Consider the following 19,725-nt stretch of genomic DNA (forward strand, 5'->3'; position numbering starts at 1 on the left):
TCGATAACACGGGGCTTTTTTATTACGAGAATACACAAACTTACAACAACACACAAAATACAAAAAACAATGAGCGACGCTTTAAAACACGAATGTGGTATAGCCTTAGTCAGACTTCTTAAACCGCTTGAATATTATAAAGAAAAATACGGAACTGCTTTTTACGGAATTCAGAAAATGTACCTGATGATGGAAAAACAGCACAACCGCGGACAAGACGGCGCCGGTTTTGCCAGCATCAAATTGGATGTTGATCCAGGGCAACGTTACATCAGCAGAGTGCGTTCTAACCACTCGCAACCTATTCAAGATGTTTTCAAACAAATCAACGAACGCATCAGCGAAGAACTAAAAGAGCATCCGGAGTTGGGCGATAACATGAAAGAACTAAAAACAAATATTCCGTATGTTGGAGAATTATTTTTAGGTCACGTTCGTTATGGTACTTTTGGAAAAAATAGCATCGAAAGTGTTCACCCATTTTTACGTCAAAGTAACTGGATGCACCGTAACTTGATTTTGGCAGGAAATTTCAACATGACTAATGTTAAAGAACTTTTCGAAAATCTTGTTGAACTTGGTCAACACCCAAAAGAAATGGCGGATACCGTTACGGTAATGGAAAAAATTGGTCACTTCTTAGACAAAGAAGTTATGCAATTATACCAAGACTGCAAAGCTGAAGGATATTCTAAAAGAGATGCTTCTCCTGTAATTGCAGAACGTTTGGATATCACTAAAATTTTAGCTCGTTCGGCTAAAAACTTAGACGGAGGTTATGCTATGGCCGGATTATTAGGTCATGGAGATGCTTTTGTTTTTAGAGATCCTGCCGGAATTCGTCCTGCCTATTTTTATCAAGATGATGAAGTAGTCGTGGTAGCTTCTGAAAGACCTGTTATTCAAACGGTATTTAACGTTCCTTTTGACAGCGTTCAGGAAATCGACCCAGGAAACGCTTTGATTATTAAGAAAAATGGAAAAGTTACAATGAATCAAATCTTGGAACCAACCGTTAAAAAAGCTTGTTCTTTTGAAAGAATTTATTTCTCAAGAGGAAGTGATGCTGAAATCTATCAAGAACGTAAAGACTTAGGAAAATTAATTTTGCCTGCTGTTCTTAAAGCAATTGACAGCGATACAGACAACACTGTTTTCTCTTACATTCCAAACACAGCCGAAACTTCTTTTTATGGCTTAGTTGAAGCTGCTCAGGATTTCTTAAATCAGAGAAAAAACAATTATATTCTAGAAAACAGAAATACACTTACTGCTGATACACTTCAGGAACTTTTAGCTGTAAAAATACGTACAGAGAAAGTTGCCATTAAAGATGCTAAACTTAGAACTTTTATTACTGAAGACAGCAGCCGTGACGATTTAGTGGCTCACGTTTACGATGTAACTTACGGAGTGATCAAACCAGAAGATAATTTAGTGATTATCGACGACAGTATTGTTCGCGGTACGACCTTAAAAATGAGCATCATTAAAATGATGGATCGTTTAAAACCCAAACGTATTGTAATTGTTTCATCTGCACCACAGATTCGCTATCCAGACTGTTATGGAATCGATATGGCAAAACTTGAAGGTCTTGTTGCTTTTAGAGCAGCTCTCGCTTTGCTGAAAGAAAGAAACATGTACCATATTGTTGATGAGGTGTATGTAAAATGTAAAGCGCAAGAAAATTACAAAGACACCGATGTCGTAAATTATGTTACTGCAATTTACGATCAATTTACACAAGAAGAAATTTCAGATAAAATTGCCGAAATGTTAAGTTCTCCAGAAATTAATGCTGAGGTAAAAATTATATTCCAAACTGTAGAAGATTTACATAAAGCGTGTCCTAAAAATTTAGGTGACTGGTATTTCACAGGTGACTATCCTACCCCAGGCGGAAATCGAGTTGTGAACCGTGCTTTTATGAACTTTTATGAAGGAAAAGACGCTCGAGCTTATTAAAAAAGTATTAAAAAAAGGTTAATTTGTGCATTTCATCGGTTTTTTTTGCCGTTCATCCCATTTGTTTGGTGATAATGAATTGCTGTAATACTTTTGAGATACCATAACATTAGTAGGTTAAGTTTATGGTAGATTTGGGGCAAAAAGGGTGGAAGAAATTCCACCTTTTTTATTGGAATAAACTTAAGTATTTCTTTAATAAAGAATTACGGTCATTTCATCGGAAATATTGACCTTTCGTCTAGAAAGTTTTTTTTTAAAATATATCTATCATACATTTACTAAACCATAACATTAGTAGGTTAAGTTTATGGTAGATTTGGGGCAAAAAAGGTGGAAGCAATTCCGCCTTTTTTATTTCTTTTTGTTGAGGAAAGAAAATAGAACATAGAATAAAGACTTCAAAAATGGACATAAAAAAAGACGAACACTGTGTGCTCGTCTTTTTTCTATTTTCTATGCTCTATTTCTTATTTGTCTAAAGCAAATCTTCTAGCAACTTCTGTCCAGTTAATTACACTGAAGAAAGCTTCGATATAATCTGGTCTTCTGTTTTGGTAGTTTAAGTAGTAAGCGTGCTCCCAAACGTCCATTCCTAAGATTGGAGTTCCACCGTTACCAGCAACTTCCGGCATTAACGGATTATCTTGATTTGGAGTACCTACAACTTCTAATTTTCCTCCTTTTTGAACTGTTAACCAAGCCCATCCAGAACCAAACTGTGTAGCACCTGCTTTAGCAAATTTTGCTTTAAACTCTTCAAATGAACCAAAAGAAGCTTCGATTGCTGCTAATAAATCTCCTGTTGGCAATCCTCCTCCGTTTGGAGACATTACAGTCCAGAATAAATTGTGGTTGTAGAAACCTCCACCATTGTTACGAACTGCTGCGTTAGATTTATCTAAGTTGATTAAGATATTCTCAATTGTTTTCCCCTCTAAATCCGTCCCTGCAATTGCTGCATTAAGATTTGTTGTGTATGCATTGTGATGTTTTGTATGGTGGATTTCCATTGTACGAGCATCGATATGTGGTTCTAACGCATCATATGCATATGGTAATTGTGGTAATTCAAAAGCCATGATATTTATATTTTTTATAGTTTATAATAATTTATTTCAAATTTAGACATTTAACTTTGGAATTGAAAATACTATTTCGTTATTATTCAATTTAATTAATTGATAATTTGATTATTTTACGAGTAAATAGCTGTAAATCTTTATTTTCCGTTAAAAGTGGTCATTGTGTTTTCTAAACCGGCTGTCCCGAAAGTTTTTATAATTTCGGCAGAAGTTTCTAAACGTTCCGACAATTTTGCCTCTTCTTCTGCATTCCATTCTCCCAAAACATAATCTACCTGTTGCCCTTTTTTGAATTGGTCGCTGATACCAAATCTATACCTTGTGTAGTTTTGGGTATTTAAAACCAAATTGATGTTTTTAAGTCCGTTATGGCCACCATCGCTTCCTTTTGGTTTGATACGGATTGTTCCAAATGAAAGGTTTAAATCGTCTGTAATGACCAAAATATTCTCTAACGGAATGTTTTCCTTATCCATCCAATATTTTACGGCTTTACCGCTTAAATTCATGTAAGTGTTTGGCTTTAAAAGAAAAAACGTTCTTCCTTTGAATTTATACTCAGCCAAAGCGCCCAATTTTACGGTTTCGAATGAAAGCCCTTCTTTTTTGGCTAAAAAATCCAATACTTTAAATCCGATATTGTGTCGTGTGTTTACGTATTCGGCCCCGATATTTCCTAATCCTACGATTAAATATTTTTTACTCACGCTATTTAAATTGTTTTTTTGGTGTTCGTGAACCTCCGGTTTCACATTGTCTTCTATGTTCTCTTCTTTTTGTGTTGATGAAAACAGTTTTATTATCCATTTTATCATGTGGCAAAAGTAAGATTAATTAGAGAATGTGGCAATTGGATAATTGGATAATTTGAAAATGTGCCAATTAGATAATTGCTTGATGCTTGTGTCTTAACCGCAAAGCACGCGAAGGATTTACGCAAAAGACGCAAAGAAATTAGCACACAGATGACACCGATTTGCTATTGCAAAAACGCAGATTTACACGGATTTCAAATAAAGGTCGTCGAAATAGTTCTCTCGCAGATTTGACAGATTTAGCAAATTTTATCTTAGCATCTCAGAATCTTAAAAAAAGACACTTTCTTGCTAGCCCTGACAGAAGCGGCATCCTTTTTTCTGCTCCTTTAGCAGGAAAAAGATATAGCGGATGGCAGGAATGTCACGTCTTTTGAAAACGAGGAGTTTCTGCTTCTAAAAAAAACAATTAGAGAATTAGAGAATATGACAATTAGATAATTGTTTGATGCTTGCGTCTTAACCGCAAAGCACGCGAAGGATTTACGCAAAAGACGCAAAGAAATTAGCACACGGATGACACCGATTTGCTATTGCAAAAACGCAGATTTACACGGATTTCAAATAAAGGTCGTCGAAATAGTTCTCTCGCAGATTTGACAGATTTAGCAAATTTTATCTTAGCATCTCGGAATCTTAAAAAAAAAGACACTTTCTTGCTAGCCCTGACAGAAGCGGTATCCTTTTTTCTGCTTCTTTAGCAGGAAAAAGATATAACGGATGGCAGGAATGTCACGTCTTTTGAAAACGAGGAGTTTCTGCTTCTAAAAAAAACAATTAGAGAATTAGAGAATATGTCAATTAGATAATTGCTTGATGCTTGTGTCTTAACCGCAAAGCACGCGAAGGATTTACGCAAAGGACGCATAGAAATTAGTACACGGATGACGCCGATTTGCTATTGCAAAAACGCAGGTTTACACGGATTTCAAATAAAGGTCGTCGAAATAGTTCTCTCGCAGATTTGACAGATTTAGCAAATTTTATCTTAGCATCTCATAATTTAGCGACTTAGAACCTTAAAAGCTTCGATTTCGCTCAGCCCCACATTAAGAAAAAAAAACTTAGTATCTAAGCATCTTAGAAACTTAGAATCTTCCAAAAAAAAAGCCCCAATCGTAAGATTGAGGCTTTTTGTATAGTTTGAAAAAAATTATTTTTTCTTTCCTTTTGCAGGAGCTTTTGCAGCTTTTGCAGCCTCTTGAGCAGCTTTCATCGCAGCACGAGAGATTCTTACTTGACAAACAACTGTGTTGTCTGGGTGCATCACTTTGTACTCTGGTTTACCAACTTTAGTAACGTACAATTTGTTACCCATTTCAAGCGGAGTAATGTCAGCCTCAACGAAATCAGGAAGATTTGCCGGTAAAGCTTTAACTTTTAATTTACGTTGGTTTAAACGTAAAACACCTCCCGCAAGAACACCTTTAGATGTACCAACAACTTTTACAGGAACTTCCATTGTGATTTCTTTATCATCAAATAATTGGAAGAAGTCAATGTGTAAAATTTTGTCAGACACTGGGTGAACTTGGATATCTTGCAAAATTGCATTGAATGATTTTCCTTTTCCAAGCTCAATCACAACTGTGTGTGCATTTGGAGTGTAAACCAAGTTTTTGAACGCTGCAGCGTCTGCTGAGAAGTGTACTGCTTGATTTCCTCCGTATAACACGCAAGGAACCGCTCCAGCATTACGTAAGGCTTTAGTTGACACTTTGCCCACGCTTTCTCTTTCTGATCCTTTAATTGTAATCGATTTCATTGTAAAAAAATATAGTTATTAAATAAATATTCTTGCTTTAAAAAATGCTATAAATGCTTTTGAGCAGTTATTACATTATAAATTTCCCACTGATGGAATTGTTGTGGTGAACCATTTGCATAACTTCTGCAAACAAAGGCGCACAGCTTACCACTTTTATTTTCTTTGATTCTCTTTTTAACGGAATAGAATCTGTTACGATTAATTCTGTTAGTTTCGAGTTTTCAATTTTTTCGTATGCACCGCCAGATAAAATAGCGTGCGTACAAATCGCTCTTACGCTTAGTGCTCCTTTTTCGATCATTAGGTCAGCCGCTTTCGCTAAAGTCCCTCCTGTATCGATCATGTCGTCTACTAAGATTACGTTACGCCCTTTTACTTCACCAATTAGCTCCATAGTGTCGATAACGTTGGCCGCTTTTCTTTGTTTGTAACAGATTACTACATCTGATTCTAAAAACTTAGAGTAAGCATATGCTCTTTTTGAACCTCCCATATCTGGAGATGCAATGGTTAGATTTTCTAAATTTAAACTTTCTACATATGGTAAAAAGATGGTAGAGGCAAATAAATGATCTACTGGTTTTTCAAAGAATCCTTGAATCTGGTCTGCATGCAAATCCATTGTCATGATTCTTGTTGCTCCTGCAGCTGTTAATAGGTTTGCTACTAACTTTGCTCCAATCGGCACTCTTGGTTTGTCTTTTCTATCCTGTCTTGCCCAACCAAAATAAGGCATAACTGCTGTAATGTGTCTTGCTGAAGCACGTTTTGCTGCATCAATCATCAACAACAATTCCATCAGGTTATCTGCACTCGGAAAAGTTGAACATACGATGAAAACTCGCAAACCTCTTATTGATTCTTCGTAAGATGGCTGAAATTCTCCATCACTATACGTTGACATCGTTACTTTTCCTAACGGAATCCCGTAATCTTTTGCAATTTTTTCTGCAAGATAAACACTTTGTGAACAAGCAAAAATTTTAGCTTCTGGTTCTAGGTGCGACATTATAATTTGTTGTTTTGTAGTTAGTTGTGTGTGCTTCGTTTTAACGAGGTGCAAATTTATAAAATTAATCGAAGACTGGAAGCAAAAAATTAAGATTTTTTAGTAGAATTTTTAAAATTATTTTTTACATTTGCACCGTGTTAAGGGAATGACGCCATTTATGACATCATTCTATTGCGTTAAAATGATCAAATTTTGATTGTTTTTTCGTCTGCTAAGCCCGGATGGCGGAATTGGTAGACGCGCTGGTCTCAAACACCTGTGGGAAACCGTGCCGGTTCGACTCCGGCTCCGGGTACTTAAAACCTCTTCTTAACGGAAGAGGTTTTTTCATTTATTCACTTCTTCAATAAAAACACTTCTAACTTAATCTACTGTATATCTGTTTTTTGCAAATAAATTTGGCTCATTTATATTTTAATCGTAATATTGCAATATTAAACTAAACAAAATGGGAGCTACAAAAACCGAACATTTTACTGATGCACAAAATCAAATAGCAACAATCGCAAAAGCATTAGGACATCCTGCAAGAATTGCGATAATAGAATACCTACTCAAAGTTAACGAATGTATTTGCGGCGATATTGTCAACGAACTCCCTCTTGCCCAACCTACAGTTTCCCAACATTTGAAAGAACTAAAAAATGCTGGCATTATCAAAGGAAACATTTCAGGAAACGCAATCTGTTATTGCCTTGACGAAAAAACAATCGATATTTTAAGTGCTTATATTTTAAATATCTCAGCTACTATTTCGAAATCAAAATGCTGCTAAGCATTTTTTTTACCATTTATTATCGCAATATTGCATTAAAACAATAAACTATAAAAAATGAAATTATCAGAAATAAAAAAGATTTTACCAACATTAGACAATGTTGAATTTCAACTAGAAAATGGAGCTTTTGTACCTGAACATTTTCATGTAACTGAAGTTGGAAGCATAACAAAACACTTCATCGATTGTGGTGGTGTTATTAGAAATGAAAAAGTTATCAATTTTCAGCTTTGGAATGCTAACGATTTTGAACATCGCTTAAAACCAACTAAATTATTACACATCATTCAACTTTCAGAAGACAAGCTAAATATTGAAGATCTTGAAATCGAAGTAGAATACCAAAGCGACACCATTGGAAAATATGATCTGGCTTTTAATGGAAAGACTTTTATTCTTCAAAACAAATCAACGGCTTGTTTAGCACAAGATTCGTGTGGAATTCCTGCTGAAAAACAAAAGATTAATTTAATTGAACTAAACAATAAAGCTTCTTCATGCTGTACTCCAAATTCTGGGTGTTGCTAATATGAAAGCAAAATTTATTAAATATAAAAAAACAATTATTATTACGACAGCTGTTGCTGTGTTACAGCTCATTTTTGGCTTTGATCCAAAATTCTGCATCATAAACATTATTTGGCTGTTTGTCTAAAACTATGGAAAAGAAAATATTAATACTTTGTACTGGAAATAGCTGCAGAAGTCAAATTGCAGAAGGCTATATGAGATATTTTGCAGGCAATAAAGCTGTAGTTTACAGTGCCGGAGTAGAAACTCATGGAGTCAATCCGAAAGCCATTTCGATAATGAAAGAAGATGGCATAGATATTTCAAATCACACATCCAACAATATTGATGAGTACACCAATATTGACTTTGATTATATAATAACGGTGTGTGACAACGCTAAGGAACGATGTCCGTTTTTTCCAACGAAAGCACTTAAGTTTCACTATAGTTTTCCTGATCCTGCAAAAGCATCTGGAACAGATTTAGAAATAATGGAGCAATTTAGGAATGTAAGGCAATTAATAAAGGAATATTGTAACAATTTTGTTGACGAAAATTTAGTTTAATACCTGCATAAAAAACCTCTTCTTACACGGAAGAGGTCTTTTCATTTATACTACTTCACAACTCGCTTTATGCAAAACCGGAAAATTGCACGAATTAGCGATAAAACACAATTGATTTGCTTTTTTATGAAGTTCTAATGCCAATTGAACTTGATTCGAGTTTACAATTGTAACTTTTGGATACAACCTAACCTCAACAAAACGCCCACTTCCGTCTGGGTTTACTTCTAAAGTTGCTTCTGCATTATCTGAATATTCGAGAACTTCTATTCCATTTTGAGAACAGACATATAAATAAGACATCATATGGCAGGAAACTAAACTACTTAACAATAAATCTTCTGGATTGTATAACGCTGGATCTCCTTTGAAAGCTTTTGCAGCTGATACGTCTAAAACTGGTTTTCCTTCAATTTTAATTTGATGGGTTTTGCTGTAAATTTTTAAAGATGGCTCTTCTTTTTTTGAAGTCCAGTTTAACGTCGCTTTGAATAGGTGTTTGAATGCCATAATTATTTTTTTTACTATGAATATTCCTTTATAAAAAACTACAATTTATCAATAGGCTCTATTTTATCAATAAACCATTTGTCATTTATCTTTTTCAAAGAATATTTATAGTTGATTCCACATATAGGAAGGTAAAATTTAACTTCTGAATTGAATTCATCCTTTTGACTAACATAATACTTGCTTTTATCAATATTTGGAAGATCTTCTTCAAATGCATCTTGAGTAAAAAAGAAACGATCGTAATCAAAACCATATGGCGGGCCGTCATTTTCTGGATGTTCTTTAAAATATTTGTCGCCTTCTATAAATGTTTGTTTTTCGTTTTTCAGAAAATTATCTGTTAAGAAACCGCTTTCTTTGAGCGCGACAATATAATTTTCAACCTCATTAAAATCTACATAATAATTTTGCGGTTCTTCATTTTCTGCTACGTTTCCTCCTCCTGCAATGGTATTAAACTTATATAGCGCATCTAAATTTTTAATATACCATTTCATAAAATTTTTAACCAATTCTATCTGCTCTTTTGCATCGACACCAGAATTAATTTCTTTTTTCTTTATCGAATCACTTTCAATAATAGAGTTGTTTTTTAACTCACTGTTGTCTTTATTTTGACAACTTTGAATGCCCAAAATTAAAATGGATATACAAATAACTATTTTTCTCATAATCACGTTTTTTTTAAACCTTTTGAATTCTGCTTCAAATGTAAAGCAGAATAACTGAAACAAAAAAACCTCGAAAGCATATACTTCCGAGGTTTTTTGAACTAAAATTAATTAACAAAATCTAAAAATTATTTTTGAACTGAAAACTTAAAAGTCGTTTTCGTTTTATAATTTTCTCCCGGGTTTAAAACCGTTGTTGGGAAATTTTTCTGATTTGGAGAATCTGGATAATGCTCTGTTTCCAGACATAATCCTGTTCTGTGTGCAAAAGTTCCTCCGTTTGGCATTGGTAAAGTTCCGTCAAGGAAATTTCCTGAGTAGAACTGAATTCCAGGCTCGTCTGTTGTCATTTCTAAAACTCTTCCGCTTGCTGCGTGGTACACTTTTGCGATAATTGTTTTTCCTTTTTCAGGATTGTTCAGTACCCAGCAGTGGTCGTAACTTTTTCCTTTTTCTAACTGATCATTTTTAGAATTAATGTCTTTTCCAATTAATTTTGGCGTTCTGAAATCGAAAGGCGTACCAGTAACATCTTCTAATTTTCCTGTCGGAATTAGATCTGCATCAACTGGAACTAATTTATCAGCATTTAAAGTCAATTCGTGATCTAGGATTGTTTTAGTAAAATCTCCTGATAAATTGAAATACGAATGCTGTGTTAAGTTTACAACTGTCTTTTTATCTGTCGTCGCTTCATACAAAACTTCTAACTGATTATCATTTGTCAATGTATAAGTCACAAAAACTTTCAAAGTTCCAGGATAACCTTCTTCCATATCTTTACTTACATAAGATAATTTTAAAGAGGCGTTTTCCCCAGATTTAACCTCATCTGCTTTCCAAACAACATTGAAATATCCTTGCGGACCACCATGTAAAGCATTTGGTGCGTTGTTAATTGCTAACTGATAGTCTTTTCCATCTAATGAAAATTTACCTTTCGCAATTCGGTTACCGTATCTTCCGATCAAAGCTCCGAAGAAAGGATTTTCTTTTTCATATTGTGCCAAAGAATTGAATCCGATAACTACATTTTCAGAAACACCTTCTTTATTAGGCACTTTCAAATCTGTAATTCTTCCGCCAAAAGTGATGATGTCAACTTCCATCCCATTTTGGTTTTTCAGTTTATAACTTTCTACTTTTTCGCCTTTGGCAGTAGTTCCATAGTCCGATTTATCGATTGTAACTAAAGCTTTTGCGTCAGTTGCTACTTTTTCTGTATCCGCTTTTTTATCGCTTTTACATTGAACTGAAACTGCAGCCAAACTTAAAAGGCCTATTCCGAAAACACAACGTTTTAATGCATTCATAAATGATATTTTTTTGGTTTGTGAAATGTTAGATGTTAAAAGTTATTCGTTGAACGTAATATTTGGACGCGGACAAAACTGATTCGCTTTCGCGAAGACGCGGATTTACACTGATTTTTTAATTATTTAAATCTGTTTTTATCTGCGCTTTTGCAAAAGCAAATCTGTTTTATCTGCGTTGAAAGTTAAAAGTAACAAAAACTTAGAATCTTAGCAACTTAGTCCCGATAGCTATCGGGATAGTATCTCAGATTACAACCCGTGTTGAAACAAATGATAATAGGCTTCGTTTGCGTTGATTTTATCTTTGAAATCTCTTACAGTAGTTTTTTCATCAATCACTAATAATTCGATTCCAGCGATATCTGCAAAATCTTCCATATATTCTGTTGTTAATGATTGGCTGTAAACCGTGTGATGCGCTCCTCCAGCAAGAATCCAAGCTGTTGCTGCAATATCTAAATTTGGTTTACAATCCCAAAGCACACGTGCTACAGGAAGTTTTGGTAATTCTGCCATTGGTTTAACGGCTTCTACTTCGTTCACGATTAAACGGAAACGAGTTCCCATATCCACCAAAGAAACATTGATTGCATCTCCTGCAGGAGAGTTGAATACCAAACGAGCTGGATCTTCTTTTCCTCCAATACCTAACGGATGCACTTCGCAAGAAGGTTTTCCGTCAGCGATTGATGGACAAATTTCCAACATATGTGAACCTAAAACGTATGATTTTTGAGGTGTGAAATGGTACGTATAATCTTCCATGAAAGAAGTTCCGCCTTCCAAACCAACAGTCATAACTTTTAAAGCCCTTACCATTGCAGCTGTTTTCCAGTCTCCTTCTCCACCAAAACCATAACCATCAGCCATTAATCTTTGTGTTGCAATTCCTGGTAATTGTTTCCAAACACCAAGGTTTTCAAATGTATCTGTAAAAGCACCAAATCCTCCTTCTTCAAGGAAAGCTCTTAAACCTAATTCAATTTTTGCTGCTTCTACTAAAGAACTTCTTTGCGCTCCGCCTTCTTTTAAAGAATCAGTTAAAGTATAAGAAGACTCGTAAACTGCTAATAAATCAGCTAATTGTTTGTCAGTTACTTTTTCGATATGTTTGGTAACATCTGAAGAATCGTATCCGTTTACTGAAACTCCAAAACGAATTTGCGCTTCTACTTTGTCACCTTCTGTAACGGCAACTTCACGCATATTGTCTCCAATACGAGCTACTTTTAGGTTTTGAAGTTCATCCCATCCTAAAACGACTCTTGACCAGATTCCTAATTTTTTCTGAACTCTTTCGTCTTCCCAATGCCCAACAACAACTTTGCGTTTTTTGCGCATTCTTGACATGATGAAGCCGAATTCACGATCTCCGTGTGCCGATTGATTCAAGTTCATGAAATCCATGTCGATAGATCCCCACGGAATTTCAGCATTGTATTGTGTATGTAAATGGCATAATGGTTTTTTAAGGATATTTAATCCGCCAATCCACATTTTTGCTGGAGAGAAAGTATGCATCCAAGCAATAATTCCGATACAGTTTTTGGCTGAGTTTGCCGCCAAACATACATCTAAGATTTGTGAAGGCGATTTTACTACATCTTTGTAAACTACTTTTACCGGAATTGAAGATGAAGCATCTAATCCTTTTGCAATAATCTGTGAATGCTCTGCTACTTTTCTAAGCGTTTCTTCACCATATAATTCTTGGCTTCCTACTACAAACCAAATTTCTTTTTGAGATATATCTACCATTTTTTATTTTGTTTCAAGTTTTCTTTGTTTCAAGTTTCAAGTTGTTGAAATGCCGAAAAACTTATGTTATATTATTATTTTCCGTTTTCCTTGTTTCAAGTTTCAGGTTTCACGTTCCAACAACTTGAAACAAAACAAACCTGAAACCTGAAACAAAACTCCTACTGTCCGTAATACGAATCTTTTCCGTGTTTACGATTGTAATGTTTCTTAATTAAGGAATCTTTTAATCTTGGCGCGTTTGGGTTGATTTGCAAAGTCAAGTAGGCCATTTCTGCCACAACTTCTAAAACTTTACTGTTGTAAACTGCTTTTGCTGCATTTTTTCCCCATGCAAACGGACCGTGATTTCCAATTAGAATCATTTCTACTTCTTCGTATGAAAGATTTTTTTCTTTGAAACAATCCAAAATCTGAATTCCAGTATTGTGTTCATAGTTTCCTTCAATTAAAGAATCTGCCATTGGCGGTGCACATGGAATATCAGCCGTTAAGTGATCTGCATGTGTAGTTCCAAAAATTGGAATATCTAATTGAGATTGTGCCCAAGCCACAGAATAGGTTGCGTGTGTATGAGCAACTCCACCAATATTTGGCCAATGCTTGTATAAATAAGCATGCGTTTTTGTATCCGAAGATGGACGCATCGTTCCTTCAATAACATTATTATCAAAATCGACAATTACGATATCTTCCGGTTTTAAATCTTCGTAAGGAACACCGCTTGGTTTAATGGCAAAAACACCATTTTTGCGGTCCACAGCACTTACATTTCCAAAAGTGTATACCACCAAATTCAATGCATTTAACTGCATATTGGCTTCGTAACACTCTTGTTTTAAATCTTTATAAAGAGAGCTCATGTTGCGATATTTTAAGGTTTGGATCTGCAAAAGAACTTAGTTTTTCGTATCCTAAAAGCAGTTTGTGATACGCTTCAACTTTGTCTGTTTGAGGAAAATATTCACCGTCGAAATCACTTCCGATTTTCTGGCTTGCTTCGATTACGTTTGGATAAATTCCGGCTGCAACGGCTGCGTAAATTGCCGCCCCTAAAGCTGGAGTTTGGTCTGAAGCTGCAATTTTAATTGGCTTGTTTAAAACGTTAGCCAAAGTCTGCATGATAAAAGGAGATTTACGGGCAACTCCACCAATTCCGATTACGCTGTCGATTTTTACACCTTCTTCTTCAAATCGGTCTACAATTTTCTTCGCTCCAAAACAGATTGCGTTTACTAAAGCTTTGAAAATATGTGGCGCTTTTGTTCCTAAAGAAAGATTCGAAATAGCACTTTTTAATTCTTGGTTGGCATCTGGAGTTCTTCTTCCATTAATCCAGTCCAAAGCAATTGGAAGACTTTCTGAAACTGGAATTTTCTCCGCTTCTTTTGTCAATTCTACAATTAATTTATCACTGAATTCTTCTCTTAATTGTTCTTTTTGAGCATCATTCAAAACAGCTGAAGAACCTAATAAATGTTCTGTCGGCCACATCAATAATTCTTTGTACCAAGCCAATAAATCTCCAAAAGCAGATTGTCCCGCTTCAAGTCCAATATAACCTGGAATTACAGATCCATCAACTTGTCCGCAGATACCGCGAACGGTTTTTGTTCCTACTTCATCATAAGAACCAACCAGAATATCACAGGTTGAAGTTCCCATAACACGAACCAAAGTATTTTCTTCAATTTTAGCTCCAACTGCTCCAGAATGTGCGTCAAAAGTTCCAACAGCCACAACTGTATCTGTAGAAAGTCCTAAACGGTCTGCCCATTCTTTGCTTAAATTTCCGGCAACTAAATCTGATGTATAGGTTTCATCATATAAGTTGCCGCGAAGTTGTGCTAAATACGGATGTAATTTTTCTAAGAATTCAACTGGCGGTAATCCTTTCCAGTCTTCATGCCACATCGCTTTGTGTCCAGCTGCGCAACGGCTTCTTTTGAACGTTTTTAAATCTTTATCTTCAATCAACAAATACGTCATTAAATCGCAGTGCTCCATCCAGGTGTGCGCTGCATTTCGAACGGCTTCGTCTTGTCTTGCGATATGAAGAATTTTTGCCCAAAACCATTCAGAAGAGTAAATTCCTCCCACGTATTTTGTAACATCTTCTCCGCCCCAGCTTACTGCCAGTTCATTGATTTCGTTTGCTTCGTTTATCGAAGTATGGTCTTTCCATAAAACCATCATCGCATTTGGGTTTTCTTCAAAACCTTTTGTCAAAGCCAATGGAGTTCCTTCTTTTGTAACTGGCACAGGAGAAGATCCTGTTGTATCGATACAAATTCCTTTTACTAATGAAGGATCAACTTTACTTTCTTTAACTACATTTTGAATTGTAATTTCCAATCCTTCGATATGATCCAAAGGATGCTGACGAAACTGGTTTATAGAGGCGTCACAATATTGCTTGTTTTTCCATCTTTTGTAATGAGAAACATTCGATGCCAACTCCTGTCCATTTTCAGCGTCTATCAGCACCGCGCGAACAGAATCTGTTCCGTAGTCCAATCCTATTACATAATTTTTCATTCTATTTCTTTTTTAAAATATTGACAAATATAGAGATAATTATTTCATAAGTGTACAAAAAACACTTAACTTAAATTTCATAATTCATTTTTGCTATAAATGCATTAAAACAGCATTTTAGCTTTCATTCAAAAAACAAATGTTAACAATACATTTATTATACTGAAATTATTTCAACTTAATCTACAAATCGTTATCAAAACGCACTTTAAAATCTTACCGAATTTTATTTTATTAAAGTTGATTTTTAATTTTTTGCCACAGATTAAAAAGATTTAAATGATTTTTTTTAATCCTTCTAATCTGTGATATCTGTGGCTTTTTTAAAATCTGTTCCTTTGGAACTTTTACTGATTCTTATAATCCAACCAAACTTTCATTTTTCCTACGCCTCGGTTTGACCAAGAATAATATGGAATGGCTTTGAATTTTGAATTTTCAATCACGTTTACGCCCTGCAATAAATTGGCTTCTTTTTTTACTTTGAAAGTGTCTGAAGCCGAAATATTGATTTTATCGAAATTGTTTTTATTGTCAATTTCTTCAATCGCATACACTAGCGGACCGTACTCTAAAGAGACTTTATTTTTATTGGTTTCTACCTTTGAATTGGTTTCTACTTCCTGAACTTCCATTGGAAAATTAAGTGCGATTTTGTCTCCTTTTTTCCAATTTCTTGTAACATTGAAATACCCGTTTTCTGGTTGAATTGCCACTATTTCTCCGTTTATAGTAATTGTTGGTTTTTGAGTTGAAGCTTTTTTATACGTATATAAATCTCCTGGCAAAACTTCATTTCTTGCCCAGCCCGGAACACGCAGTTTAATCGTAAATTGACTTTCTTTTTTAGGATTAACAGAAATGCCTACTTTTCCGTTCCAAGGATAAGAAGTGTGCTGCGAAATTTGTAAATCAATTTTCCCTATTGTGAAAGAAGCATCGTTTGAAGCATATAAATTCACATATAAATCATTCTTTGTTTTGGAATAAATCAATCCCGGAATGGACGGAATAAAACGAATCAGATTGGTTGGACAGCAAGAACAGTCAAACCAGCCTTGTCTTGTACAAGAACCACGATTTGATTTGTAAACCCCATCTGCTTCCAAAGCATTTGGATAGAAAAATTGTTTTCCGTCAAGCGAAATTCCCGAAATTAATCCGTTGTACATCGTTCTTTCGATAACATCAAAATATTTAGAAGCTCCATATAAATTATGCAATCTATGATTCCAATATACATCGCCAATTGCGGCACAAGTTTCGTTATAAGCCGTTAAGTTTGGCAGTTCGTAATTTGCACCAAAAGCTTCTCCATCATGTCTTGAACCTATTCCGCCTGTGATATACATTTTTTTGTTTACCATGTTTTCCCACAGATTGTTTACGGCATTTTCATACGATTTATCTTTTGTCAAAGCCACAATGTCTGTCATTCCTGCATACATATAAACTGCTCTTACGGCATGTCCGACAGCTTCTTTTTGCTCAACTACCGGTATATGGTCTTGCGCATATTCTCCATACAATTTATGATTATTTGGATTTCCGCGATTGTCTAAATAGTATTTTGCCAGTTTCAGATACTCTTCTTTTCCTGTAATTTGATACAACTTCAACAATCCCGTTTCCACGATCTGATGCCCTGGAACGCCTTTGACCTGTCCCGGATTATCTCCAAAAGTGCGAACCAGCATATCAGCCGATTTAATGGCGATTTCAAGAAAATTAGTTTTTCCTGTTGCTTCATAATGTACAATTGCCGCTTCAATCAAATGTCCCGGATTATATAATTCGTGGCTAATCTGCAACGATTCCCAACGTTTTCCTTCGATTACAGGAACCCAAGTTGCAGGCGGTTTTGCTGGATTTATAGTTCTCCAGGTTGTGATATATCCATCTGGTTCCTGACCAATTTTTACAATTGCTATCATCGAATCCAGAACTCTTTCCAGTTTCGGATTTGGCGCACTGATTAAAGTATTTGATGCTCCTTCGATAATCTTATAAACATCGGTATCATCAAAAGGCATATCACCTCTTACTTTTCCTGTTTTTTGTTTTCCTGCAATTAAAAAGTTCTCGAAACGACCTTCTTCATCACATTTTTTGATGGCATATTCGATTGTAATTTCCTGCACTCTTTTGATGATAGGAAGCCAAAACGAATCGGTCAACTTTACATTTTGAATGTTTACGGGCTCAATTTGATAACCTGCTTTTAAAACAGAAGTTTTATCACTTTGTACAGCCTGATTTTTGGTTTCTTTACAGGAAACTAATATCAGAAGCGCCAGACAAATACTTAATAAAGAATAATGGTATTTTTTCATGATGCTACATTATTTTCCTTCTAAAACCAAAACAGAGTAAGGAGGCAATGTTATTTCCAGTTTTCCTTTTTTGTTTTCATAACCTTTAAAAGCAACTGGAATAATTTTATTCGGATTTTCGAATGAGTTATAATCCTGTAGTTTTGAAGACGTAATAATACTTCCCGTAAAGTTTTTTACACCCAAATCTTTTACATCAATTTCAATTTTGTTCTTATTTACTGCATCAACATTGACCAATGAAATATGAACTAATCCTTTTTGATCTTTTGATACAGAAGCTGAAACCGCTGGAATACTTTTTCCGTCAACAGTATATAACGGCGATTTAAAATCAACTGGCAGTAATTTAGCATCTTGATGAACGCTATACATTTTCATTACATGATAAGTTGGCGTTGTAATCATTTTGGCTTTATCGGTCAAAATTACAGCCTGCAGCACATTTACACACTGTGCTAAATTGGCCATACGAACTCGATCTGCGTGATTATTGAAAATATTTAATGTTGCTCCGGCCAAAACTGCATCACGCATAGTATTCTGCTGATATAAAAAACCTGGATTTGTTCCTTTCTGCACTTCGTACCAGCCTCCCCATTCGTCAACAATCATCGCCACTTTTTTCTCTGGATCATATTTGTCCATAATGGCCGCATGTTTGGTTACCAGCTCTTCCATTTTTAAAGCAGACTGCATAGTCTCGAAATATTGTTTTTCGCTGAAATCAACATCAGAACCTTTTTTGTCCCAATTGATTACAGCATAATGATGAACACCTAATCCCCCAAGCATATTTCGTGGAATATTTTTCATTAAAACTTCTGTCCAGTTGTAATCTGAACTATTGGATCCAGAAGCAATTCTTGTAATGCCACCTGTATTACTCCAATCTGACATGAAAGTCGCAAATTTTCGGTATTCATTTGCATAATAGTCCGCAGTCATGTTTCCTCCACAACCCCATGCTTCATTTCCAATTCCCCAATATTTTACTTTCCATGGTTCTGTTCTTCCGTTTTTTCTACGCAAATCACTCATCGGACTTTTACCTCCGAAATTGGTATACTGAACCCAGTCTGCTAATTCCTGAACCGTTCCACTCCCAACGTTTCCAGACAAATAAGGTTCTGCTCCTAACAGTTCACACATATTTAAAAAATCATGTGTTCCAAAACTATTGTCTTCTGTAACGCCTCCCCACCATTGGTTTACAATTGTCGGACGCTGTTCTTTTGGCCCAATTCCGTCTTTCCAGTGATAGGTATCGGCAAAACAACCTCCCGGCCATCTCAAGTTCGGAATTTTTAAATCTTTTAATGCTTGGATAATGTCGTTTCGAACTCCATTTGTATTTGGAATTTTTGAAGTATCTCCAACAAAAAATCCTCCATAGATACAATGTCCTAAATGTTCCGCAAAATGACCGTAGATATTTTTGTTAATCGTTGGTGCCGAAGCATCATTTTTTATTGTAATGGTTACGGGTTCCTTTTGCGCACTTACTGTTTGCAGACACAAGACCGCAAACAGCAGGAGAAATGGTTTTTTCATAGTTTTTTTGGTTTTTTGAAACCTAAAAAAATATGGTGGTTTCATATTTTTAAAGGATTTTGGTTTTTTAGATTAATAAGTGTTTGTTTGACATTTGTAAATTTAAATAAAAAAAAGTCAGGTAAAAAAATTAAATTCCCAAAACAACTGGTTGCAAAAAGCAGATTTATCAATTGAACTTCAAAAAATGGGCAGAAACAAAGGGCTGTTACAAGATTTACAAAAAGTTAAAAAACTTGAAAAACTTACAAAAACCTTGATTTCTCTGGGTTTTGTAACAACAGCTAAAATTTATTTGAATTCTGAGCATGAAATAATAATCCTCAAATCAATTCTCTTTTAAAAATGTTTCTACCTTTGGCTTATAATTTCGATAGAAAATGAGGAAGAATTCGAAAAAAAACGTTCTTTTTTCATTGACTGAAATCAACAATAAAACTTCTTTTTGCAACATTTTTAACATAAGTGTAAAAACAACATTAATAAATTATGAAACGTTTTAAGAAGTTCATATATTTACAATCCAAATTAATTATA

Annotated in this window: 17 protein-coding genes and 1 tRNA gene; 6 read left to right on the forward strand and 12 right to left on the reverse strand. The window is 35.0% G+C overall.

Annotated features, from left to right (window positions below):
- The first annotated feature begins 69 nt into the window (after positions 1–69).
- Complete coding sequence (locus tag ACFFLS_RS17100) at positions 70–1,968, forward strand: amidophosphoribosyltransferase (protein ID WP_379684297.1); 1,899 nt, start codon at positions 70–72, stop codon at positions 1,966–1,968.
- Positions 1,969–2,438: 470 nt separating this feature from the next.
- Here ACFFLS_RS17100 and ACFFLS_RS17105 read toward each other — a convergent pair whose 3' ends face one another.
- The 4 genes from ACFFLS_RS17105 to ACFFLS_RS17120 form a co-directional block, all read right to left on the reverse strand.
- Positions 2,439–3,050, reverse strand: a complete 612-nt coding sequence (locus tag ACFFLS_RS17105; RefSeq protein ID WP_095930681.1) for a superoxide dismutase — start codon at positions 3,048–3,050, stop codon at positions 2,439–2,441.
- A 140-nt stretch (positions 3,051–3,190) separates the two neighbouring features.
- Positions 3,191–3,868, reverse strand: a complete 678-nt coding sequence (pth, locus tag ACFFLS_RS17110; protein ID WP_379684296.1) for an aminoacyl-tRNA hydrolase — start codon at positions 3,866–3,868, stop codon at positions 3,191–3,193.
- Between the two features lie 1,153 nt (positions 3,869–5,021).
- Positions 5,022–5,633, reverse strand: coding sequence for a 50S ribosomal protein L25/general stress protein Ctc (locus tag ACFFLS_RS17115; protein ID WP_379684295.1), 612 nt, complete (start codon positions 5,631–5,633; stop codon positions 5,022–5,024).
- A gap of 70 nt (positions 5,634–5,703) precedes the next feature.
- Positions 5,704–6,645, reverse strand: coding sequence for a ribose-phosphate pyrophosphokinase (locus tag ACFFLS_RS17120; RefSeq protein ID WP_008465976.1), 942 nt, complete (start codon positions 6,643–6,645; stop codon positions 5,704–5,706).
- A gap of 218 nt (positions 6,646–6,863) precedes the next feature.
- Between ACFFLS_RS17120 and ACFFLS_RS17125 the strand changes: the two genes are divergently transcribed.
- From ACFFLS_RS17125 to ACFFLS_RS17140, 4 genes are all read left to right on the forward strand, one after another.
- A tRNA-Leu gene (locus ACFFLS_RS17125) sits at positions 6,864–6,943 on the forward strand.
- Between the two features lie 153 nt (positions 6,944–7,096).
- Positions 7,097–7,423 carry an ArsR/SmtB family transcription factor gene (locus ACFFLS_RS17130; RefSeq protein WP_379684294.1) on the forward strand — a complete coding sequence of 109 codons (327 nt, stop codon included), beginning with the start codon at positions 7,097–7,099 and terminating at the stop codon, positions 7,421–7,423.
- A gap of 57 nt (positions 7,424–7,480) precedes the next feature.
- The gene (locus ACFFLS_RS17135; RefSeq protein WP_379684293.1) at positions 7,481–7,954 is read left to right on the forward strand and encodes a DUF6428 family protein; all 474 of its coding nucleotides are present in this window, start codon (positions 7,481–7,483) and stop codon (positions 7,952–7,954) included.
- 131 nt (positions 7,955–8,085) lie between these two features.
- On the forward strand, positions 8,086–8,505 hold the full coding sequence (locus ACFFLS_RS17140) for an arsenate reductase ArsC (RefSeq protein WP_379684292.1): 420 nt from the start codon (positions 8,086–8,088) through the stop codon (positions 8,503–8,505).
- Between the two features lie 45 nt (positions 8,506–8,550).
- Here ACFFLS_RS17140 and ACFFLS_RS17145 read toward each other — a convergent pair whose 3' ends face one another.
- From ACFFLS_RS17145 to ACFFLS_RS17180, 8 genes are all read right to left on the reverse strand, one after another.
- Positions 8,551–9,015 (reverse strand): OsmC family protein, encoded by a 465-nt coding sequence (locus ACFFLS_RS17145; RefSeq protein WP_379684291.1) that lies wholly within the window; start codon positions 9,013–9,015, stop codon positions 8,551–8,553.
- A gap of 38 nt (positions 9,016–9,053) precedes the next feature.
- The gene (locus tag ACFFLS_RS17150; protein WP_379684290.1) at positions 9,054–9,689 is read right to left on the reverse strand and encodes a hypothetical protein; all 636 of its coding nucleotides are present in this window, start codon (positions 9,687–9,689) and stop codon (positions 9,054–9,056) included.
- Between the two features lie 128 nt (positions 9,690–9,817).
- The gene (locus ACFFLS_RS17155; protein ID WP_379684289.1) at positions 9,818–11,002 is read right to left on the reverse strand and encodes an aldose epimerase family protein; all 1,185 of its coding nucleotides are present in this window, start codon (positions 11,000–11,002) and stop codon (positions 9,818–9,820) included.
- 252 nt (positions 11,003–11,254) lie between these two features.
- Positions 11,255–12,763, reverse strand: coding sequence for an L-arabinose isomerase (araA, locus tag ACFFLS_RS17160; RefSeq protein ID WP_379684288.1), 1,509 nt, complete (start codon positions 12,761–12,763; stop codon positions 11,255–11,257).
- Between the two features lie 161 nt (positions 12,764–12,924).
- Entirely contained in the window at positions 12,925–13,626 is a 702-nt protein-coding gene (locus ACFFLS_RS17165) for an L-ribulose-5-phosphate 4-epimerase (RefSeq protein WP_012023205.1), read from the reverse strand.
- A complete protein-coding gene (locus ACFFLS_RS17170) occupies positions 13,610–15,301 on the reverse strand; it encodes a ribulokinase (protein ID WP_379684287.1) in 1,692 nt (563 codons plus the stop codon). The genes ACFFLS_RS17165 and ACFFLS_RS17170 overlap by 17 nt, the downstream gene beginning before the upstream one ends.
- A gap of 347 nt (positions 15,302–15,648) precedes the next feature.
- On the reverse strand, positions 15,649–17,634 hold the full coding sequence (locus ACFFLS_RS17175; protein ID WP_379684286.1) for a glycoside hydrolase family 127 protein: 1,986 nt from the start codon (positions 17,632–17,634) through the stop codon (positions 15,649–15,651).
- A 9-nt stretch (positions 17,635–17,643) separates the two neighbouring features.
- Positions 17,644–19,188, reverse strand: coding sequence for an alpha-N-arabinofuranosidase (locus ACFFLS_RS17180; protein ID WP_379684285.1), 1,545 nt, complete (start codon positions 19,186–19,188; stop codon positions 17,644–17,646).
- A gap of 151 nt (positions 19,189–19,339) precedes the next feature.
- On the opposite strand from ACFFLS_RS17180, the gene ACFFLS_RS17185 reads away from it, so the two are divergent.
- The gene (locus ACFFLS_RS17185; RefSeq protein ID WP_379684284.1) at positions 19,340–19,531 is read left to right on the forward strand and encodes a hypothetical protein; all 192 of its coding nucleotides are present in this window, start codon (positions 19,340–19,342) and stop codon (positions 19,529–19,531) included.
- Positions 19,532–19,725: the final 194 nt, after the last annotated feature.

This window comes from Flavobacterium procerum, from assembly GCF_042431625.1.
GTDB classification, from domain to species: Bacteria; Bacteroidota; Bacteroidia; order Flavobacteriales; family Flavobacteriaceae; genus Flavobacterium; species Flavobacterium procerum.